General features: G+C 59.8%; 21 protein-coding genes. 5 read left to right on the forward strand and 16 right to left on the reverse strand.

Features of this window, described 5'->3' with window-relative positions; all coding sequences use genetic code 11:
* A partial coding sequence (locus A8O26_RS30070) for a hypothetical protein (RefSeq protein ID WP_216637710.1) occupies positions 1–277 on the forward strand: 277 nt, incomplete at its 5' end.
* Between the two features lie 230 nt (positions 278–507).
* Here A8O26_RS30070 and A8O26_RS14280 read toward each other — a convergent pair.
* The 8 genes from A8O26_RS14280 to minC all read right to left on the reverse strand — a co-directional run bounded on the left by A8O26_RS14280 (position 508) and on the right by minC (position 8,708).
* Positions 508–1,842: an amidohydrolase gene (locus A8O26_RS14280; RefSeq protein WP_064118617.1), complete on the reverse strand. Its 1,335-nt coding sequence runs from the start codon at positions 1,840–1,842 to the stop codon at positions 508–510.
* A 65-nt stretch (positions 1,843–1,907) separates the two neighbouring features.
* The gene (locus tag A8O26_RS14285; protein ID WP_064118618.1) at positions 1,908–4,061 is read right to left on the reverse strand and encodes a mechanosensitive ion channel family protein; all 2,154 of its coding nucleotides are present in this window, start codon (positions 4,059–4,061) and stop codon (positions 1,908–1,910) included.
* 77 nt (positions 4,062–4,138) lie between these two features.
* Positions 4,139–4,315, reverse strand: a complete 177-nt coding sequence (locus A8O26_RS29960; protein WP_164979415.1) for a hypothetical protein — start codon at positions 4,313–4,315, stop codon at positions 4,139–4,141.
* Between the two features lie 204 nt (positions 4,316–4,519).
* Positions 4,520–5,809: a M18 family aminopeptidase gene (locus tag A8O26_RS14290; RefSeq protein ID WP_007919200.1), complete on the reverse strand. Its 1,290-nt coding sequence runs from the start codon at positions 5,807–5,809 to the stop codon at positions 4,520–4,522.
* Between the two features lie 198 nt (positions 5,810–6,007).
* Positions 6,008–6,643 (reverse strand): RluA family pseudouridine synthase, encoded by a 636-nt coding sequence (locus A8O26_RS14295; protein WP_034151766.1) that lies wholly within the window; start codon positions 6,641–6,643, stop codon positions 6,008–6,010.
* A 91-nt stretch (positions 6,644–6,734) separates the two neighbouring features.
* Entirely contained in the window at positions 6,735–6,989 is a 255-nt protein-coding gene (gene minE, locus A8O26_RS14300) for a cell division topological specificity factor MinE (protein WP_003223146.1), read from the reverse strand.
* Positions 6,989–7,801, reverse strand: a complete 813-nt coding sequence (gene minD, locus A8O26_RS14305) for a septum site-determining protein MinD (RefSeq protein ID WP_007913953.1) — start codon at positions 7,799–7,801, stop codon at positions 6,989–6,991. Before minD ends, minE begins: the two co-directional genes overlap by 1 nt.
* A 169-nt stretch (positions 7,802–7,970) precedes the next feature.
* A complete protein-coding gene (minC, locus tag A8O26_RS14310; protein WP_026000431.1) occupies positions 7,971–8,708 on the reverse strand; it encodes a septum site-determining protein MinC in 738 nt (245 codons plus the stop codon).
* Between the two features lie 117 nt (positions 8,709–8,825).
* Here minC and A8O26_RS14315 point away from each other — a divergent pair, with 117 nt between their 5' ends.
* Both A8O26_RS14315 and A8O26_RS14320 read left to right on the forward strand, forming a co-directional pair.
* On the forward strand, positions 8,826–9,758 hold the full coding sequence (locus A8O26_RS14315; RefSeq protein WP_064118619.1) for a lipid A biosynthesis lauroyl acyltransferase: 933 nt from the start codon (positions 8,826–8,828) through the stop codon (positions 9,756–9,758).
* A gap of 35 nt (positions 9,759–9,793) precedes the next feature.
* Positions 9,794–10,966, forward strand: coding sequence for a patatin-like phospholipase family protein (locus A8O26_RS14320; RefSeq protein WP_064118620.1), 1,173 nt, complete (start codon positions 9,794–9,796; stop codon positions 10,964–10,966).
* A 90-nt stretch (positions 10,967–11,056) separates the two neighbouring features.
* Here the strand turns inward: A8O26_RS14320 and A8O26_RS14325 are convergent, their stop codons facing one another.
* From A8O26_RS14325 to puuE, 8 genes are all read right to left on the reverse strand, one after another.
* Complete coding sequence (locus A8O26_RS14325) at positions 11,057–11,842, reverse strand: outer membrane protein OmpK (RefSeq protein ID WP_064118621.1); 786 nt, start codon at positions 11,840–11,842, stop codon at positions 11,057–11,059.
* Between the two features lie 373 nt (positions 11,843–12,215).
* Positions 12,216–13,001 (reverse strand): outer membrane protein OmpK, encoded by a 786-nt coding sequence (locus tag A8O26_RS14330; RefSeq protein ID WP_064118622.1) that lies wholly within the window; start codon positions 12,999–13,001, stop codon positions 12,216–12,218.
* A 159-nt stretch (positions 13,002–13,160) separates the two neighbouring features.
* Positions 13,161–14,513 (reverse strand): nucleobase:cation symporter-2 family protein, encoded by a 1,353-nt coding sequence (locus A8O26_RS14335; protein ID WP_064118623.1) that lies wholly within the window; start codon positions 14,511–14,513, stop codon positions 13,161–13,163.
* A gap of 165 nt (positions 14,514–14,678) precedes the next feature.
* Positions 14,679–15,995, reverse strand: coding sequence for a urate hydroxylase PuuD (locus A8O26_RS14340; RefSeq protein WP_064118624.1), 1,317 nt, complete (start codon positions 15,993–15,995; stop codon positions 14,679–14,681).
* Between the two features lie 51 nt (positions 15,996–16,046).
* On the reverse strand, positions 16,047–16,550 hold the full coding sequence (locus A8O26_RS14345; RefSeq protein WP_064118625.1) for an ureidoglycolate lyase: 504 nt from the start codon (positions 16,548–16,550) through the stop codon (positions 16,047–16,049).
* Positions 16,551–16,684: 134 nt separating this feature from the next.
* Positions 16,685–17,680, reverse strand: a complete 996-nt coding sequence (gene alc / locus A8O26_RS14350) for an allantoicase (protein WP_064118626.1) — start codon at positions 17,678–17,680, stop codon at positions 16,685–16,687.
* A gap of 87 nt (positions 17,681–17,767) precedes the next feature.
* Positions 17,768–18,283 (reverse strand): 2-oxo-4-hydroxy-4-carboxy-5-ureidoimidazoline decarboxylase, encoded by a 516-nt coding sequence (gene uraD, locus A8O26_RS14355; RefSeq protein ID WP_016982874.1) that lies wholly within the window; start codon positions 18,281–18,283, stop codon positions 17,768–17,770.
* Positions 18,280–19,206, reverse strand: a complete 927-nt coding sequence (gene puuE, locus A8O26_RS14360) for an allantoinase PuuE (protein ID WP_038366990.1) — start codon at positions 19,204–19,206, stop codon at positions 18,280–18,282. Before puuE ends, uraD begins: the two co-directional genes overlap by 4 nt.
* A gap of 152 nt (positions 19,207–19,358) precedes the next feature.
* Here puuE and A8O26_RS14365 point away from each other — a divergent pair, with 152 nt between their 5' ends.
* Both A8O26_RS14365 and uraH read left to right on the forward strand, forming a co-directional pair.
* Positions 19,359–19,574, forward strand: a complete 216-nt coding sequence (locus A8O26_RS14365; protein WP_155740662.1) for a hypothetical protein — start codon at positions 19,359–19,361, stop codon at positions 19,572–19,574.
* A gap of 52 nt (positions 19,575–19,626) precedes the next feature.
* Complete coding sequence (uraH, locus tag A8O26_RS14370; RefSeq protein WP_008080901.1) at positions 19,627–19,980, forward strand: hydroxyisourate hydrolase; 354 nt, start codon at positions 19,627–19,629, stop codon at positions 19,978–19,980.
* Positions 19,981–20,073: the final 93 nt, after the last annotated feature.

The following is a 20,073-nucleotide window of genomic DNA, read 5'->3' on the forward strand; positions in this document are numbered from 1 at the left end:
GGGGTTCCTTCGTTACGGGATCGATCCGGGCGCATCGCCTCCGGTTTGCTTCGCTGCACCTCCTCTCGATGTGTTCGACTTCGTCGAACGGTCGCTGCGCTCCCACCCCCGGATCAATCCCTCCACTCAGCCTGCCGAAGGGGCCAGCACGGCAAGATCAAAAGCGGTACTCGAGCTTGCGCTCATTGTGTTGAGTGGTGAAAAGCAGAAGCGATACGAATATCTAACGGTGAACTCAATCCCTGTGAGAGCTGGCTTGCCAGCGATGGCGGCCTGACAGCCGACCAATTTCTGGCAGGCTGCACACGGTCCAAATGTGGGAGCGAGCTTGCTCGCGAAAGCGGCCTGACAGCCGACCTGATTTTCGCAGATTGCACGCGATCCAATTGTAGGAGTGAGCCTGCTCGCGATGGCGGCCTGACAGCCGACCAATTTCTGGCAGGCTGCACACGGTCCAAATGTGGGAGCGAGCTTGCTCGCGAAAGCGCCCCCACAGTCACCTCTTCCCTATTTGCCCGCCCCCGCATTGGCATACAAATAATCCGTCGCCAACGAGGCCAATGTCCTCACGCCCACCACCAGCGCCGATTCATCCACAAAGAACCCCGGATTGTGATTCGGCGCCGCTTTGCTCATGTCCTGATCCCGCGGGGTCACGCCGAGAAACACAAACAGCCCCGGCACTTCCTTGGCATAGAACGAAAAGTCTTCCGCGCCGCCCACCAGCGGTGCATTGACCACATCGTCCTTGGCCGCCCACTTCAAGGTCGGCAGCATTTTTTCGGTGAGCGCCGGGTTGTTGATGGTCGGGTCGTATTTTTCGATGATGGTGACGTCGGCTTTCGCGCCACCGCTTTCGGCGATTTTTTCCACGGTCTGGCGGACGTCGGCGTGCAGTTTCTGGCGGATGCCGTAGTCGTAGGAGCGGATGGTGCCGGTCATGTCGACCGATTCGGGAATGATGTTGTAGCGCGTGCCGCCGTTGATGGTGCCGATGCTGACGACTGATGGATAAGAGGAAATGTCAGTGCGGCGGCTGACCACGGTTTGCAGGCCGACGATGGTTTGCGCGCCGACGGTGATCGGGTCGATGCCGTCCCAGGGGCGGCCGGCGTGGGTTTGTTTGCCGAGGATTTTGATGCGCAGGTCGTCGGAGCTGGCGAGGGTGGCGCCCGGGCGGTAGGCGATCTGGCCGGCGGGGACGCCGGCCCAGACGTGCAGGCCGAAGACGGCGTCGGGTTTCGGTGATTTCATTACGCCTTCCTCGACCATCATTTTGGCGCCCCAGGTGTTTTTGCCGTCGGGGATGAAGTCGCTCGGGCCTTCTTCGGCGGGCTGGAAGTAAAACACCACGGTGCCGGGCAAGGTGTCGCGCATGCCTGTGAGAATTTTCGCCGTGCTCAGCAGGATCGCGGTGTGGGCGTCGTGGCCGCAGGCGTGCATGACGTCGACTTCTTTGTCGAGGTAAGTGCCTTTGGCTTTTGAGGCGAACGGCAGGTCCGAGACTTCCTTGACCGGCAGCGCGTCCATGTCGGCGCGCAGGGCTACGGTCGGGCCGGGCAGGGCGCCTTTGAGGATGGCGACCACGCCGGTGCGGGCGACGCCGGTTTTGACTTCCAGGCCCATGGTCTTGAGTTGTTTGGCAACCAGCTCGGCGGTGCGTTTTTCAGTGTTGCCGAGTTCGGGGTGGGCGTGGATGTCGCGGCGGGTTTCCAGCAGTTCGGGCTCAAGCTTTTGCGCCTGTTCGGCGATTGTGCTGCGGGTGCTTTCCAGCGTGGCGGCGCCGGCGTGGCTGGCAAACAGGGTGAGTAGAACGGCCTGGGCAATGCGCGTCAGCTGCATCGGGTTTCTCCATGGTTGTTGTTTTTGGGCTTCCCTGCCTGTGACTGCAACCGCGCGCGTGAGTGCTATTCCTTCGGCTGGCCACCACCGGCAGTGATCACTTGCACGCTCATGCGCGGCGTTGCCAGATCGAGCCCGGCTTCGTCGAGATGGCGTTTGAGCGACAGGTTGAAGGCGCGGGACACTTCCCACTGTTTGATCGGCGCGGTCTTGAACCGCGCGCGCAGGATGGCGCTGCCGGATTCGAAACTCTCGACACCCTGAATCTCCAGCGGCGACCAGATGTTGCGCCGTTGCAGCGGATCGGTACGCATCTTCTGCCCGACCTCGCGCATCAGTTTGATCGCGTCATCAATCTCCATGTTGTACGGCACGGCGACGCGGAAGATTGCGTAGCCGAATTCCCGCGAGTAGTTCTTGATGCTTTTGATTTCGCTGAACGGGATGGTGTGGACGATGCCGTCGATGTCGCGCAGGCGCACGGTGCGGATGGTCAGGCCTTCGACGGTGCCGAGGTGGCCACCGACATCGACGTAGTCATCGATGGCCAGCGAGTCTTCAATGATGATGAACAGGCCGGTGATCAAGTCGGCAACCAGCGACTGTGCGCCGAAACCGATGGCCAGACCGATCACACCGGCACCGGCCAGCAGCGGCGTGACGTTCATGCCCATGTTCGCCAGCGCGACGATCAGCGCAATGATGAAAATCGCCACGAACAGCACGTTGCGTATCAGCGGCATCATCGTTTGCGCACGGGCATTCGCCAGACCTTTGCGCGAGCGGGTGAGGGCGTGATGTACGGCGGTGTCGGCGAGGATCCAGATCAGCCAGGAGAAAATCAGCGTGCCGATCAGGCTGAACAGTTTGACGCTGACGTCATGCCCTTCGCCTTCGGCGAAACCGATCAGCGACTGGCCCCACACGCGCAGGCCGAGCTCGATGAAGACCAGCCACACCACCAGGTGCGCGAGGGTATAGAAGAAGCTCTTCAGGCGTTCGGAGTAGAGCGCGTGGCGTTTCGGCCCGCGTTGCGGTTTCAGGGAATGGCGGCGAACGAGGCCGTTGATGACCATGCACATCACCAGCAGCACGGTGCAGATCAGTGACTGGCGCAAGGCAGTGCTGGTGTCGCCAGCGGAAACGAAAGTGGCGAACAGTGAGATGCCCACCAGCACCAGCGCCGGTACGTACCAGAAGGTGCCGAGGATTTCGATGGTGTCGCTGAGGGCGCGGCGGGTCAGACGTCGTGACAGCGGCTGGTTGCGGATCAGGTGCGCGATCGGTCGACGGAAACGCAGGATGAACAGGCCGGTCGAGATTGCCGCGAGCACATTGGCGACGGTCGCGGCGGTGTGCGCCAGATGCACGCCGAGGCTTTCGATCAGACGCGGATCGTTCAATGCTTCACCGAACGCGGCGAAGCTGCCGATCAGCCACAACGGCCGGAACGCCTGATGACGAAGGATGTACAGCGCGCGATGGCGGTGCGGGCCGTCGAGCAGGGAAAACGCGATCACGCAGATCGCCGAGAAGCAGGTGCCGACCACCAGCGCATAGGCCAGCACCATCGCCAGGCTTTTGCCCAAGGACGACGGCAAGGCGTAGCTCATGTAGACCGTCATCACCAGCGCGATCAGCCACGGCCCGAGCTTGCGCAAAGCGAAGCGCAGCATGTCGAGCGCCCTGGGATGTTGCGGCAATTCTTCGGTGAGGCCGAAGCGCATGCGCACCCGATGCCCGAGCCAGATCAGCGCGGCGGCGAGCAGGCTCCAGACCATCAGGATCACGGCGAAGCCGAAGATGATCGGCAGCCACTCATTGGCGGGCAACATCATCGCGCTCAGTTCGTCCTTGGCCAGGTCGAACTCGTTGCCCCAGCGATTGAGCGGGCTGTCGGCGCCGGTAAATTGTTTTTCAAAGTTGGCGAGGGTGCCGCCGATCAGGCCGAGCACACCTTCTTCGGGGTTGGCCTGAGCTTTTTTGGTGGCGTCGCGCAGCTTCTTCAGATCGGTCAGCAACTGGGCGCGTTGCTTGTCGTTTTCCAGCGACTTGATGACTTCGTCGAGGGATTGGCCGAGCGGCTCCTGAGCTTCGGGCTGCGCCTTGTTGGTGTTGAGCAGGCCGGGCAACCCGACCGCGTGGGCGGGTGCCAACGGCAGCAGCGTCATCAGGCAGACGAGAAACAGACTGGGCAAAGCAAAAAGACGAGCGAACACTAGGCGGTCAACCTCGCAAGGGGCGGATTCGCTGGAGTGTACGAGGCCCACTAAAGCAATGCGAGCCGGGCGCGGATTTATTCGTTGAGTTTGGCGAGGATCTTGTAGATCACGGTGGCGAGGATCATCAGCATGCCGATCCACATGGCAAAGACGCCGGCGTTCTTGTCACGGAAGTTGAAGCCGATGGCCAGCAGGATCATCCCGGTCAGGATCGGAACGAGCATGGCGTGGAACGAAGACATCGAGATCATGGAGACTGCCTTGTCGAAATGAATGATGTAAGTCTAGGTCGGTTTTGGTGGAGCGGTTCTGATGTGTATCAGAATTGAGCCGGTGCAGAGATGAAATTTGTGTTGTCAGGACTGACGCTTTCGCGAGCAGGCTCGCTCCCACATTGGAATGCATTTCAAACGGTGGGAGCGACGGTGCGACGATTCGACCTGCTCGCGAAGCTTTTAAGGCAACTCGCGGCAGGCGTAGAACGCGCTCAGCACTTTGACCAGGTGCGCCAGGTCATGGCTGCCGCACAGTTCGCGGATCGAGTGCATGGCGAAGGTCGGCAGGCCGATGTCGACAGTGCGCACGCCCAAGTGGCTGGCGGTGATCGGGCCGATGGTCGAGCCACAGCCCATGTCGCTGCGCACCACGAAGCTTTGCACCGGCACTTCTTCGGCCATGCACAGATGGCGGAAGAAGCCGGCGGTTTCGCTGTTGGTGGCGTAGCGCTGGTTGCTGTTGACCTTGATCACCGGGCCGGCGTTGAGTTTCGGGCCGTGGTTGGCGTCGTGCTTTTCTGCGTAGTTGGGGTGCACGCCGTGGGCGTTGTCGGCCGAGACCAGCAGGGATTTCTGGATGGTGCGGACGAACTCGTCACCTTCCGGCAGCAGGCGGCGCAGGGTTTGTTCGAGCATCGGGCCATCGGCACCGCAGGCCGAGCAGGAACCGACTTCTTCGTGGTCGTTGCACACCAGCACGCAGGTTTCGTCGGTTTCGGCGGTGAGCAACGCTTGCAGGCCGGCGTAGCACGACAGCAGGTTGTCGAGGCGCGCGCCGGCAATGAAGTCGCCGTTCAGGCCAATGACTGCAGCACTTTGCGTGTCATAGAAGCTCAGCTCGTAGTCGAGCACCACGTCGGCGTTCAAACCGTGTTCGCGGGCCAATTGATCGGTGAGCACGGCGCGGAAGTCGACGCGCTCGTCGCCGGCGAATTGCGCGAGGATCGGCGGCAGTTCGGTCTGCGCGTTGATCGCCCAGCCCTGATTGGCTTCACGGTTGAGGTGAATGGCCAGGTTGGGAATGATCGCGATCGGTGCCTTGAAGTCGATCAACTGGCTTTCGACCTTGCCGTCGCGGCGGAAGGTCACGCGGCCGGCCAGCGACAGATCGCGGTCGAACCACGGTGCGAGCAGCGCGCCGCCGTAGACTTCGACGCCGAGCTGCCAGAAACCCTGACGTTGCAGTTCCGGTTGCGGCTTGACCCGCAGGCACGGGCTGTCGGTGTGCGCGCCGACCAGGCGGATACCGCCATGCAGCGGCGAAGTGCGGCCCATTTTGATCGCGACGATCGAGGAGTCGTTACGGGTGACGTAATAACGGCCGTTAGGCTCGGTGGTCCATGGCTCGCGCTCGTCGAGGCGCACGAAACCTGCAGCCTCCAGACGCTGAACAAGGCTGGCAGTGGCGTGGAACGGGGTAGGGGAGGCCTTGAGGAAGTCGATCAGGCCTTGGTTCAACTCTTCGCGCATAAGAAACTCCAGACAGCAATGGGCGGGAGTTTAACGCATCGGCTTGAAGCTTGGGGCATGACATGCGGTCTTGAAATGCATGCAAAAAACTGTGGGAGCGAGCTTGCTCGCGAAAGCGGTATCACATTCAACATTAATGTCGACTGATCAATTGCTTTCGCGAGCAAGCTCGCTCCCACAGGGGGGGCGGCGTTGCTGTCAGAACGGTGCAGGGCACTCGAAGCGCAGGCGTTCGCCGGTTTGCGGATGGGTGAAGCTGAGCATGCTCGCGTGCAGGCACAGACGTGGCCATGCCGCCAGCGCCTGCTCGTGGGCATAGAGCCCGTCGCCAAGCAGCGGATGCCCGATCGACAGCATGTGCACGCGCAACTGGTGCGAACGGCCGGTGATCGGCGTCAGCTCAACGCGGCACCAGTCGCCACAACGCTCCAGCACGCGCCAGAAGGTCAGCGCGTGTTTGCCGAATTCATGGTCGACCACGTGGCGCGGTTTGGTCGGCGGGTCGTAACGCAGCGGTAAATCGATGCTGCCGCTGTCGAGTTCCGGCTGACCCCAGGCCAACGCGGTGTAGGCCTTTTCGGTTTCGCGGTCGTGAAACTGGCGCGACAGTTCGCGGTGAGTGTCGGCGTCACGCGCGAGCAGAATGATGCCGGAGGTTTCCCAGTCCAGGCGATGGACGATGCGCGCTTCCGGGTAGCCGTTTTCCTGCAAACGGGTAATCAGGCAATCCTTGTTGTCGTCGGCGCGACCGGGCACCGAGAGCAGCAACGTCGGTTTGTTCACCACCAGTACGGCGGCGTCCTGATGGATGATGTGAATGTTGGACAGCGGCATTAAAACAGCCTCGTAACAAATGCCAACGGCGGCTCAGGACCATTCCACTGGGGGAATGGCCCTGAGCCGCCGCCGTTCCTGCTAAATCGACTCAGCGATCGGGCAGGGTGATATTGAGTTCCAGAATCGAGCAACTGCCCTGGCTTTCCAGTGCAACATGTACGTCGTCGTTGCCGATGTTGACGTACTTGCGGATCACGTCGACCAGTTCCTTCTGCAAGGCTGGCAGGTAATCCGGCGTGCTGCGCTGGCCGCGCTCATGCGCCACGATGATCTGTAGACGCTCTTTCGCTACCGAGGCGGTACTTGGCTTTTTGTTGGCACGAAAGAAGTCAAAAAGGTTCATTACCTACCTCCAAACAGGCGCTCGAAGAATCCCTTCTTCTCGACATCGAGGAAACGGTGGGCTTTTTCTTTGCCCAGCAAACGGTCGACGGTATCGCTGTAAGCCTGACCGGCATCGCTCTGGTCGTCGAGAATCACCGGCACGCCCTGGTTGGATGCTTTAAGCACAGCCTGGGATTCCGGGATCACGCCGAGCAGGGTTACCGAGAGGATTTCCTTGACGTCTTCAACGCCAAGCATCTCGCCCTTTTCAACACGCTCCGGGTGGTAACGAGTGATCAGCAGGTGTTCTTTGATCGGGTCTTCGCCACGTTCGGCACGACGCGATTTGCTCGCCAGCAGGCCGAGCATGCGGTCCGAATCTCGTACCGAAGACACTTCCGGGTTGGTCACGACGATCGCTTCATCAGCGAAGTACATGGCCAGGTGGGCACCTTTTTCGATGCCGGCCGGGGAGTCGCAGACGACGAACTCGAATTGTTCCTTGAGCTCCATCAGGACTTTTTCCACGCCTTCGACAGTCAGCGCGTCTTTGTCGCGGGTCTGACTGGCGGCCAGTACGTAGAGGTTTTCCAGACGCTTGTCTTTGATCAGTGCCTGTTGCAGGTTGGCTTCGCCGTTGACCACGTTAACGAAGTCATACACTACGCGGCGCTCGCAACCCATGATCAGGTCAAGGTTACGCAAGCCCACGTCGAAGTCGACGATCACTGTTTTGTGGCCGCGCAGAGCGAGGCCGGTACCGATAGCGGCGCTGGTGGTGGTCTTACCCACACCACCCTTGCCGGATGTAACCACGAGAATCTTGGCCAAGGTGTTTCACCCCTAAGGAAGAAGGACTTTTTAGCCCCTGAAAAACATCTCTTGAAAACTACTGCAGTCGGACAGCCTTGGCTGGAATTCGGCGTTGAGCCTTTTTCCTACTTCGTTTGAGCCGTTTTCGCTACGTTTTAGAGATGCTTGGAAAATGCGGCAGTATCCGTTAAAGCCGAATGATGTTCAACACGTCGCCCGACAGGCTGACCTGTACGCCCGAGCCCCACATTGGGTCGCGGCGCAAATCTTCGGAAACCTTGTAATGACCGGCGATGGAGATCAGTTCAGCGCTCAATTGCTGACAGAAAATCCGTGCCTTGGTATCACCCTTCACGCCGGCCAGCGCCCGACCGCGCATCGGGCCGTATACATGGATGTTGCCATCGGCGAGAAGTTCCGCCCCCGGACTGACCGAAGACACCACGACCAGATCGCCACCCTGGGCATATATCTGTTGGCCACCACGCACTGGCGTGGTGATGACGCGGGTCGGTTTGACCGTTGGCTCCGGCGGTTTTTCCGGCTTCTTCTTGACTTCGGCTTCGGGTGTTTCCAGCGGTCGTTCACGCGCGCCCGACGGCGGCAGCACCGGAATATCGATGGCGATGGCGGCGGCGATGTCTTCGATGCGGCTGGCGCGAATCGCCAGGGTGCGCAGGCCATGTTGACGGCAGACGCGCATCAGGCCCGGCAGATCGACGGCGCCTTCGCTTGGCGGCAGTTTGTCCAGCGCCAGAACCAGCGGCGCGTTGCTGAAAAAGTTCGGCGCCTGGGCGACTTTGGCGGCCAATTGCCGATCGAGGCTTTCGAGGTCGTTACGGGCCAGTTCCAGCACAGTAATGGCCAGCATGCTGCCCTTGAGCTGGAATACGGGATCTTGGTCTAACGGTTCGGTTTGGCTCATGTCGGCATACAACGGCTTGTCACTAAAAGTGCCGAGACTTATAACGAGAACGCCCGCAGGCCGCAAGCCGGGTCGAACGATGTAGAATGCGCGGCCACTGTATTTACGGAAGCTTTAATGGATCGCCCGCGTTTTCGAAAAGCATTTTTATTGCCACGCTTCTGGCCGCTCTGGTGCGGTCTGGGGCTTTTGTGGCTGATCGTGCAGTTGCCGTATCCGGCCTTGCTGACCATCGGTCGAGTTTTGGGCGCGTTGATGTATCGCGTGGCCGGCGACCGGCGGCGCATTGCCAAGCGCAATCTTGAGTTGTGCTTCCCGGAAAAATCCGCCGCCGAGCGCAAACGTCTGCTCAAGGAAAATTTCGCCTCCACCGGCATCGCCTTTTTTGAAATGGCCATGAGCTGGTGGTGGTCGCGCGAGCGTCTGGCCAAACTGGCCCACGTTGAAGGCCTGGAGCATTTGCAAAAGGCCCAGCGCGAAGGCAAAGGCGTAATCCTGATGGCGGCGCATTTCACCACGCTGGAAATCGGTGCAGCGCTGCTCGGCCAGCAGCACACCATCGACGGCATGTACCGCGAGCACAAGAATCCGTTGTTTGACTATGTTCAGCGCCAGGGCCGTGAGCGGCACAACCTCGACTCGCTGGCGGTGGAGCGTGACGATGTGCGCGGCATGCTCAAGTTGCTGCGCTCCGGTCGCGCGATCTGGTACGCACCGGATCAGGATTACGGCGCCAAGCAGAGCATCTTCGTGCCGCTGTTCGGCATTCAGGCCGCGACCGTGACCGCGACCACCAAATTTGCCCGCTTGGGTAAAGCGCTGGTGGTGCCGTTCACCCAGGAACGTCTGGCCGACGGCAGCGGTTATCGCTTGGTGATTCATCCGCCACTGGAAGACTTCCCCGGCGAGACCGAAGAGGCCGACTGCATCCGCATCAATCAGTGGGTCGAAAGCGCCTTGCGCGCCTGCCCCGAGCAATACTTGTGGGCGCATCGGCGCTTCAAGAGCCGTCCACCGGGCGAGCCGAAGTTGTACGCCAAACGCGGTTGATTCACCCATTCTTTTAAGCACCATGGAGTGTTGCGATGAGCCCAGCTGAACCGGTCACAGGTTTGATTCTTTCCGGCGGCGGGGCTCGGGCGGCGTATCAGGTGGGGGTGTTGGCGGCGATTGCCGAATTGCTGCCGCTGGGTGCGGACAATCCGTTTCCGGTGATCGTCGGCACCTCGGCCGGGGCGATCAATGCGGTCAGCCTCGCCAGCGGCGCTACCGATTTTCGCGCTGCGATCGAACGCCTCACTTTGTTCTGGCAAGGCTTTCGCAGCCATCGTGTGCTGCGCAGTGACTGGCCGGGCGTCATTCGCCAGGCCAGCCGTTTTGTCAGCCACAGCTTGTTGGGGATGGGCCGGCATCTGCCGGTCGCCTTGCTCAACAGCTCGCCCTTGCGCGACCTGCTCAATGAAAAACTACACATGCCCGGCATCGCCGAATCGATCGCGCGCAAGCAATTGCATGCAGTGGCGGTGACCGCGTTCGGCTATGAGTCGGGGCAAGCGGTGACGTTCTATCAGGGCGGCGGCAAGATCGATTCATGGCTGCGCCATCGGCGCATTGGCGTGCCGACGCAACTGTCGGTGGATCACTTGCTGGCCAGCTCGGCGATTCCGCTGTTGTTCGCGCCGGTGAAAATCGGCGATGAATATTTCGGTGACGGCGCGGTGCGACAATCGGCGCCGATCAGCCCGGCGCTGCACCTGGGCGCCAGTCGCGTGCTGGTGGTGGGTGTCAGCGGCAACCCGCGCGGTGTTGATCCGCAGCAGCCGCTGGAGCGCACCTACACCGGGCAACAGCCGACGCTGGCGCAGATTGGCGGGCACATGCTCAACAGCACGTTCATTGACAGCCTGGAGAGCGACATCGAGTTGCTGCAGCGTCTCAACCAGTTCAGCCACTTAATGCCTGCCGGCACGCCGACCCGTGAGTTAGGCGTGGCGCCGGTGGAGGTGCTGGTGATTTCGCCGAGTCAGCCGATCGATGAGATCGCGGCGCGGCATCGCCAGGAATTGCCGGCGGCGTTGCGCTTGTTTCTGCGCGGGCCGGGGGCGACCAAGACGAGTGGGGCAGGGGTGTTGAGTTATCTATTGTTCGAGGCGGGGTATTGCAGCGAGTTGATTGATTTGGGGCGAAGGGATGCGTTGGCCAAGCGCGAGGAGTTGTGTCGGTTTCTCGGGATAACCGAGGCGGTAGTTCCGGCCTGACATCTGCGCTGAGGCCTTCGCGAGCAGGCTCGCTCCCACATTGGAACTCGGTCGAGTGTGGGAGCGAGCCTGCTCGCGAAGCTTTTAAGATCAGAAGTGGAACTTCACCAGGAAGCTGGTCACGTTCTGATTGGTGGTGAACGCACGGGTGTCGTCGATCCCGTACTTGTCTTTCCAGTAGTCGTACTCAACACCGACGTACAACTGCTTCTCGCCAAAATTCAGCGCCTTGCCCAAGTCGTATTTGACCTGTGGGTTGAAGTGCAGGTTGGCGTGGTATTCGCCACGGTTGTTGACGTCGTTGTCGACGACCCAGTCCATGTAACCATCGATCAGCACGTTCGAATCGCCAACCGGGATGGTGTAGGACCAGACCGGGGTGATCTGCCAGACGTTGTCACCCGGGCGCGAGCCTTCGGTGTGACGCTGGTAGAAGTTCAGCTGGAAGTAGTCGAAACCCGGGATGGCCAGGTCGAAGCCTGGACCGATCAGGTAGGACTCGGTGTCACCCTCGCCGAACTCGTAGGTCATCGCCAGCAGGACGTCTTTGATCGGGCCGAATTCGATCTTCTGGTCGAGCACTTTACCCAGCGAGATACGCGGGCTGAATTCACCGTAGTAGGTGTTCGGACCGTTGTTGAAGTCCTTGTCACCGTTGTAGAAGATCTTGTCGACGAACAGGAAGTTGTCCCCATACTTCCAGGCATCGGCGTGCTCGAAGGTGACGGTCTGCTGGATCGCCGGGTTGACCTTGAAGTCTTTGCCGTAGAGGTAGGTCAGGCTGTTGTTCTGCCACTGCAGCAGACCATCGGCCATGGCCTGGCCGCCGGCCAACATCGATCCCGCGAGCATCAGGCTGGTGCACATACGTTTCATTCGGTTGCTCCCAAAGTAGGTGTTCCACGTTTATTTTTTTAAGATCGGCGCTCTGGTGTGGCGCCTTTTTTCGTTACTGCAAAAGTCATCCAGTCGGTCAGCTTTGCTGGTGTTAGCAAGAGCTGGGCCAAGGCTTTTCGAAAAGCAAAAAAACGCCCGTCGGCTGCTGCAAAACAGTCGATTGAGCGTGTTTTCGGGATGCCTCGGTACTGACCGGGGCCGGGATAAGTTGGCCCGTCGGTCAGGAATTAAATCCGGGCTTTTTTTTAGACCGAATTCGTGAGGCCGCGGAGAATACTGACTCCTCGGCCAGCTCTCAAGTGCCCCGCAACAGAGCACCGACGACAGGCATGGGGCACGGTTGCGGGCCATCTTAAAAATGCACCTTCACCAGCAGGCTGGCGGTGTTCTGATTGGTGTCGAAGTTGTGGGTGTTTTCGACGCCGTATTTATTTTTCCAATAACTGTATTCGGTGCCGACATACAGTTGCTTCTGACTCCAGCCGAGGGCTTTGCCGAGGTCATATTTGATCTGCGGGTTGATGTGCAGATTGGCGTGGTAGGTGCCGCGCGAGTTCTCATCGTTGTCGACCACCCAGTCGAGGTAGCCGTCGATCAGCACATCGGAATTGCCCAGAGGAAAGCTGTACGACCAGCCTGGAGTGATCTGCCAGACGCCGTCGCCGGGGCGCGGGCCTTCGGTCTGGCGGCGGAAAATATTGAGGGTGACGTAGTTGAAGCCGGGCACCTTGAGGTCGAAACCGGGGCCGATCAGGTAGGCCTCGCTGTCGCCTTCGCCGTACTCGTAAGTCATCGCCAGCAAGACGTCTTTGATCGGGCCGAACTCGAGTTTCTGGTCGAAGATCTTGCCGAAAGAGAAGCGCGGGGTGAATTCGCCGTAGAAGGCGTGGGGGCCTTTGTTCGCGTCTTCTTTGCCGTTGTAGAAGATCTTGTCGACGAACAGAAAGTTGTCGCCGTACTTCCACTTGTCCGCGTGCTCGAAGGTCAGCGTCTGCTGGATCGACGGGTTGATCGCGAAATTCTTGCCGTACAGATAACTGAGGCTGTTGGTTTGCCACAGCAGGAGATCGCCAGCCATGGCTTGACTCGCGGCCAGCAGGCCGCCACTCAACAGAACGTTGGTTTGCGTGCGAATCATCTGTTGCTCCCTCTTGTTTTTATTGTTGAGGCAGGGTGTTGCACAGTCCCTGTGGGAGCGAGCTTGCTCGCGAAAGCGGTGTGTCATTCAACAGTGATGTTGACTGACATGGCCTCTTCGCGAGCAAGCTCGCTCCTACAGGGATAATCGGTAATGCTGTTAATGCGCGTGGCAATCGTTGATCGCTGCGCGCTCTTTGCCGCCGAGAATGTTGAACAACAGGTTCAGCGTCAGCGCGCTGAGCGTTGCCATGGCGATACCGCTGTGGGTAATCGGGCTCATCCACAGTGGCAGGTGCGCGAAGAACTCCGGACGCACCACCGGGATCAGGCCCATGCCGATGCTCACCGCGACCAGCAACTGGTTGCGACGGTCACCGATGTCGGCTTCCTGGAGAATCTTGATCCCGGTCGCGGCGACCATGCCGAACATCGCAATTGCCGCGCCGCCGAGTACCGCCGGTGGAATGGACGCCACCAGGAACGCGGCTTTCGGCAGCAGGCTGAGGACGATCAGCAGGCCACCGGCAACGATGGTTACTGAGCGGCAGCGCACGCCGGTCATCTGCACCAGACCGATATTCTGGGCGAACGAGGAGTGAGTGAAGGTGTTGAAGAACCCAGCGACAAACGAGGCGCCGGCATCACACAGCAAGCCGCGACGCAGCATGCGTGGGCAGACTTCCTGGCCGGTGATTTTGCCCAGCGCCAAAAACATCCCGGTGGATTCGACGAAGATGATCACCACCACCAGACACATCGACAGGATCGGCGCGAGTTCGAATTTCGGCATGCCGAAGTGCAGTGGGGTAACGAACTGAATCCATGGCGCGTTAGCCATGCCGCTCAGGTCAACCATGCCGATCGCGCCGCACAACAGATAGCCGAAGCACATGCCGATCAACACGGAAATATTGACCCAGAAACCGCGCATGAAGCGGTGGATCAACAGAATGGTGCCCAACACCAAAGCGGCGATGGCCAGATAAATCGGTGAGCCGAATTGCGCGGCGCCAGCACCGCCACCGGCCCAATTCACGGCCACGGGGAACAGCGACAAACCGATCGAGGTGATGACCGTGCCGGTCACCAGCGGCGGGAAGAAGCGTACGACCTTGGACATGAACGGCGCGATGATCATGCCGAAGAAACCGGCGGCGATCGTTGCACCAAAGATGCCTTGCAGGCCGATACCGGGCATGCCGGCCATGGCGACCATGCTGCCGACAGCCGCGAAACTGGCGCCCATCATCACCGGCATGCGGATGCCCATCGGGCCGATCCCTAAGGATTGCACGATGGTGGCGACACCGGCGACCAGCAGGTCGGCGTTGATCAGGAAGGCAATTTCTTCACGACTCAGGCCAGCGGCCTGTCCAATGATCAGCGGCACCGCGATGGCACCACCGTACATCAGCAGAACATGTTGCAAACCGACCAGGATCAGTTGCAAAAGGGGCAATCGCTGAATGGCGGGTGCGTCGGGGATGCGCGCTTTGGACAGCTCGGACATGCAACACCTCGGATCTTTTTATTCTTGTGATTAACAGCTGCCGGGTTGCTCACAGCTGTTTCTTTGCATCAGGTCGACCGCGTTGCGGCCATTCGCGAGCAAGCTCGCTCCCACAGGAAATGCGCGATCTCTGTGGGAGCGAGCCTGCTCGCGAAGCTTTGTTGCTTAGTTGGTCTGCGCTCCCTGGGCGATCCATGCACCGATCAGGTCACGTTCCTGCTGGGTCATCTGTGTGATGTTGCCCAGTGGCATGATCTGCGAGGTGATGGCTTGCGCCTGGATGCGCGCCGCGTTCTGGCGGATCTGCTCGGGGGTGTCGAACATCACACCGGCCGGAGCTGCGCTGAACAACGGGCTGGTCGGTTTGGCCGAGTGGCAAACCGCGCAGCGTTCTTGAATCACGCTGTGCACTTTGTCAAAGGCCGGACCTGCATTGGAGGCTTGCGCCGGTGCTGCGGCAGGCGCTTCAGCGGGTGCGGCAGGAGCCGCCGCTTCAGCCGGTTTCGCGCCACCGCCCAGTGCCGTTTCCGGCAGGGGTTGGTACTCGATTTTTGCAGGAGCTTTAGCCACTTCCGGCGCGGTCGACATCGGTGCAGGACCGGTAACGTACGCCAGGGTGATCATGCCCACCGCTGCCACCGGCAGAGTCCAGGCAAACTTGTGGCTGTCATGACGGGTGTTGAAGTAGTGACGCACCAACACCGCCAACACTGCAATCCCGGCCAGGATCAACCAGTTGTACTGGCTGCCATAGGTGCTCGGGAAGTGGTTGCTGATCATGATGAACAGCACCGGCAGGGTGAAGTAGTTGTTGTGACGCGAACGCAGCAAGCCTTTGGCCGGCAGCGCCGGATCCGGCGTGCGGTTCTCGGCAATCGCCGCCACCAGTGCACGTTGCGCCGGCATGATGATGCGGAACACGTTACCGACCATGATGGTGCCGATGATCGCGCCGACGTGCAGGTACGCGCCACGACCGCTGAACACTTTGCTGAAGCCATACGCCGCGCCGATGATCAGCACGAACAGGATGAAGCCGAGCAGAGCAGGGCGTTTGCCCAGGGCCGAGTCGCACAGGAAGGAGTAGATGAACCAGCCGAGGAACAGCGAGCCGATACCGATGGCCACGCCTTCCGGGCCGCTCAGTGTGCTGCCCGGGGCCAGCAGGTAGAGCGTTGGGTTGGAGTAGAACACCACGCACAGCAGCGCGATCCCCGACATCCAGGTGAAGTAGGCTTCCCACTTGAACCAGTGCAGGTTCTCCGGCATCGCCGGCGGGGCCAGTTTGTATTTTTCCAGGTGATAGATACCGCCACCGTGGATCGCCCACAGGTCACCGGCAAGACCGGTTTTCGGGTTGACGCGGTTGAGGTTGTTCTCCAGCCAGACGAAGTAGAACGACGCGCCGATCCAGGCCACGCCAGTAATCATATGAACCCAGCGGATGCTCAGGTTCAGCCATTCCAACAGATGTGCTTCCACAGTCTTTACCTCTCGCCTGTCACTCTTGTTGTCGAGTGATCAGACCTTCTCTTATTGGTGGGGGGCGAGGATCAAACGCTCATCCTCTTTGAAAAAATGCTCATCGCAGTTATTGCCTGTGCCACTGCGATCAACCACCAGGAAGTCATCCCGCTTTTCGATCGTCAGCACCGGATGGTGCCAAACGCCGCGATGGTAATTAATGCCCTGCCTGCCGTTGGTGACGAAGGCGCGGACCAAGCCTGATACAGGTTCATCGCCAACGGGCGCGACCACGATCAGAAAGGGGTTGCCGAGCAGCGGTATGAAAGCCTGGCTGCCCAGCGGATGGCGTTCCAGCATGCAAACGGTCAGCGGCATGTCCTGCGCGTCGGCGCGGAAGATGCTGATGATCGCGTTGTCCTCAGGCTGAGCGGTTTCGACCGTCGCCAGTTTGTGGAAGCGCATGGTCGAACCGTTGTTGATCATGAAGTGATCGCTGCCTTCGGTTTCGATCACGTCACCGAAAGGGGCGAAGGCTTCTTTGCTCAGCGGTTCAATCGTTAGTGTGCGCATGCTGTTCTTCTTATCCGAATTCTGTGTTGACTGTTCTGACGCCTTCGCGAGCAGGCTCGCTCCCACAGAGGATTGCATTCCAAATGTGGGAGCGACGGTGCGACGATTCGACTTGCTCGCGAATGGGTTCAACCTTATTTAGCGACCTTGCCCAAAACGCGCAGGCGGCTTACACCACCGTCCGGGAACACGTTCAGGCGGATGTGAGTAATCGGGCCCAGTGCCTTGATCTGCTCGACGAAGGTGTGTTCGGCGTGCATTTCCAGTTTCTGGCTTGGCAGCAGTTCGCGCCAGAACAGCGATTGGGTTTCGATCTGGCTGTCAGTACCGCCTTTCACGAACGCGCCCTGGATCGAGCAGGTGTCCGGGTAGTTGCCTTTGAAGTGCAGGGTGTCGACGACGATCTTCTCGATCTCGCCCGGGTGACCCAGCGCGACGATCACCCAGTCATTGCCCGGGGTGCGACGACGTGCAGTTTCCCAGCCGTCGCCCATGTTGATGCCACGGCCCGGGTTGAGGATGTTGCTCATGCGGCCGAAGTGTTCGTCGGAGCAGGCGAGGGCGCGGCCACCATTGAGGGCTGCTGCCAGATCGACTTGCTCGTTATCGCCAACCGCCGACCAGTCGCGATGCGGCACACCGTACACGCGCAGACGGGCAACACCGCCGTCCGGGTAGATGTTGAAGCGCAGGTGGCTGAACGCCTTGTCGTTGCTGATTTCGTGGTAGTGGTGGCTGTTGCCCTGCAGCTCGACGGCCGACAGCACTTCTGTCCACTGAGTGTTTTCATCAGGCTCGCCGGAGGCCAGGAAGCACGCTTCCAGAGAGGCCGATGGCGGGAAGTTGCCGGTGAAGAATGAAGTGTCGATGTCCACGCCTTTGATCGAACCCGGTACGCCCAGACGGATCACAGCGCTGTCGAAGCCTTCGAAGCGCTTGCGGCGCGATTCCCAGCCGTCCATCCACTTGCCGTTGTCATCGAACACGCCCTCTTTCCATACGGCCGGGGTCGGTTGGAACAGACGATTGGCGTCTGCGAACCAGTCATCGGTGACCGAGATGATTTTGGTGCCCAGACGGGCATCGGCCAGGTTGACGAACTTCTCGAAAGGTACGGCGTAAGCTTTCATTCTTCTTGTCTGCCTTTAAATAAGTGGCTGGGGATGCTTGCAAGACCCTGGGTACTCTCCGCGTTTGATGTACTCGGGTCAGGCTCGCTATAGGGTCAGTAAACGGAACAGGGCAATCTTGTTGATCTCCGCCAGCGCGCATTTGAACTCGGTGTCTTGCGAGTTGTGAATGCGCGTTTCGAACGCCGCGAGGATCTGATGCCGGTTGCTGCCTTTTACCGCCATGATGAAGGGAAACTTGAACTTGGCTTTGTAGGCGTCGTTCAGCTCGGTGAAGCGCTGGAACTCTTCTGCCGTGCATTGGTGAATACCGGCGCCAGCCTGTTCATTGGTGCTGGCTTCGGTCAGTTGGCCCTGGACGGCGGCTTTGCCGGCCAGGTCCGGGTGAGCGTTGATCAGTGCCAGTTGACTGGCGTGATCGGCGCTCAACAGGATGTCGCTCATGCGCTGGTGCAGGGTTTCGATCTCGTCGATCGAAGCGTCCGCGCCCAGGTCATAGGCCTTCTCGGCCACCCATGGCGAATGTTCGTAGATGTCGGCGAAGGCTTTGACGAAAGCGTCGCGGCTCAGGCTCGACGGTTGCAGGGTTTGAAAGCGGCTCATTGGGCGGCCCCTTGGTACGGCTGGGTTTCGTGCCAGTGACGCGCGATGTCGACGCGACGGCTGAACCACACCTGTTCATGACTTTTGGCGTATTCGATAAAGCGCTTGAGCGAAGCGATGCGACCCGGACGGCCGATCAGGCGGCAGTGCAGACCGATCGAGAGCATCTTCGGTGCTTCAGCGCCTTCGGCATAGAGCACGTCGAACGCGTCTTTGAGGTATTCGAAGAAGTCGTCACCCTTGTTGAAACCCTGCACTTGGGTGAAGCGCATGTCGTTGGTGTCGAGGGTGTACGGGATCACCAGATGCGGCTTGCCGGTCGGGTTGTTCGGTTCCCAGTAGGGCAGGTCGTCGTCGTAGGTGTCGCAGTCGTAGAGGAAACCACCTTCTTCCATGACCAGACGACGGGTGTTCGGCCCGGTGCGGCCGGTGTACCAGCCCAGTGGGCGCTCGCCGGTGATTTCGGTGAGGATGCGGATCGCTTCGAGCATGTGCTCGCGTTCCTGCGCTTCGTCCATGTACTGATAGTCGATCCAGCGGTAGCCGTGGCTGCAGATCTCGTGGCCGGCATCGACCATCGCACGGATCACATCCGGGTGGCGCTGAGCGGCCATGGCGACGGCGAAGATGGTCAGCGGAATGTCGAATTCCTTGAACAGTTTCAAGATCCGCCAGACGCCGGCACGGCTGCCATACTCGTAAAGCGATTCCATGCTCATGTTGCGCGCGCCTTGCAGCGGCTGAGCGGCAACCATCTCGGAGAGGAAGGCTTCGGATTCTTTGTCGCCGTGCAAAATATTGCGCTCGCCGCCTTCTTCGTAATTGAGTACGAACGACAGGGCGATGCGGGCATTGCCCGGCCAGTGTGGGTGAGGAGGGTTACTGCCGTAACCGATCAGGTCGCGTGGGTAGTCAGCGCTCACTGCAGTCTTCCTTCTTATTCGTTGACAGATGGGTGTGGCGGCCTGGCAGGCTGGCGTCACAGCGATGGGCTGATTGTATACAACTTTATTCGCAATTTGTAAGCCTGAATTTTCGCATTTTTCACCGACTGTCATCTTTTACTGTTAATGGCGTGAGCCTGCAAGAAACCTGCCTGACCAGTCAGCTAATGGATAGGAGGTTCAATGCACAGGCGCTCGCCTGGCAGATCGGGGCGAAAGTGCCGAATGGCGGGGGCGAGCTGAAAAATGTCGTTTTTATTGTGTACAATTTTTTTGAAAAGTGTCTTAATCAGTCGCTCGCCGCAACTTTTCGTGCTCCGAATCGGTGCGGTCTCCTTTTCAACTGACTTCGGGAGGCGCGAAGTCTGACTGCTCCACGCAGGCAGGCGCGCAGAATCAATGGGACGTTTGACAACACACGTTTTGGACGCTGCACACGGTTGCCCGGGCAGTTCGATCAAGGTCGAGCTGTACCGCGTTGAAGGTTCGCAACTGGAATTGGTCGCCAGTGCCGTAACCAACAGCGATGGCCGGGTCGATGCACCGCTGCTGCAAGGCGATGATTATCGAACCGGCGTTTATCAGGTTCAGTTCCATGCGGGCGATTACTACCGCGCCCGTGGCGTTCAGTTGCCGGAACCGGCATTTCTGGACGTGGTGGTGCTGCGCTTCGGCATCTCTGCCGAGCAGGATCACTACCATGTGCCATTGCTGATTTCGCCCTACAGCTATTCCACGTACCGGGGCAGCTGACCCCCAAGCAGCTGCCCCCACCGGGAAGCGACTGCGCATATAGCTTCTTTGGTCTTTCGCCCGCCCACACTGCGGGCTTTTTTTATTGCGCTG

Origin of the sequence: Pseudomonas fluorescens, from assembly GCF_001648775.1 — a bacterium.
GTDB lineage: Bacteria > Pseudomonadota > Gammaproteobacteria > Pseudomonadales > Pseudomonadaceae > Aquipseudomonas > Aquipseudomonas fluorescens_M.

Coding starts and splice junctions, on each gene's coding strand:
- A8O26_RS14315 (WP_064118619.1), top strand. CDS start 8,826: ATGGATCGCCCGCGTTTTCGAAAAGCATTTTTATTGCCACGCTTCTGG.
- uraD (WP_016982874.1), bottom strand. CDS start 18,283: ATGAGCCGCTTTCAAACCCTGCAACCGTCGAGCCTGAGCCGCGACGCT.
- minC (WP_026000431.1), bottom strand. CDS start 8,708: ATGAGCCAAACCGAACCGTTAGACCAAGATCCCGTATTCCAGCTCAAG.
- A8O26_RS14320 (WP_064118620.1), top strand. CDS start 9,794: ATGAGCCCAGCTGAACCGGTCACAGGTTTGATTCTTTCCGGCGGCGGG.
- A8O26_RS14325 (WP_064118621.1), bottom strand. CDS start 11,842: ATGAAACGTATGTGCACCAGCCTGATGCTCGCGGGATCGATGTTGGCC.
- A8O26_RS29960 (WP_164979415.1), bottom strand. CDS start 4,315: ATGATCTCGATGTCTTCGTTCCACGCCATGCTCGTTCCGATCCTGACC.
- A8O26_RS14295 (WP_034151766.1), bottom strand. CDS start 6,643: ATGCCGCTGTCCAACATTCACATCATCCATCAGGACGCCGCCGTACTG.
- A8O26_RS14330 (WP_064118622.1), bottom strand. CDS start 13,001: ATGATTCGCACGCAAACCAACGTTCTGTTGAGTGGCGGCCTGCTGGCC.
- A8O26_RS14290 (WP_007919200.1), bottom strand. CDS start 5,809: ATGCGCGAAGAGTTGAACCAAGGCCTGATCGACTTCCTCAAGGCCTCC.
- A8O26_RS14345 (WP_064118625.1), bottom strand. CDS start 16,550: ATGCGCACACTAACGATTGAACCGCTGAGCAAAGAAGCCTTCGCCCCT.
- A8O26_RS14280 (WP_064118617.1), bottom strand. CDS start 1,842: ATGCAGCTGACGCGCATTGCCCAGGCCGTTCTACTCACCCTGTTTGCC.
- uraH (WP_008080901.1), top strand. CDS start 19,627: ATGGGACGTTTGACAACACACGTTTTGGACGCTGCACACGGTTGCCCG.
- minE (WP_003223146.1), bottom strand. CDS start 6,989: ATGAACCTTTTTGACTTCTTTCGTGCCAACAAAAAGCCAAGTACCGCC.
- A8O26_RS14335 (WP_064118623.1), bottom strand. CDS start 14,513: ATGTCCGAGCTGTCCAAAGCGCGCATCCCCGACGCACCCGCCATTCAG.
- alc (WP_064118626.1), bottom strand. CDS start 17,680: ATGAAAGCTTACGCCGTACCTTTCGAGAAGTTCGTCAACCTGGCCGAT.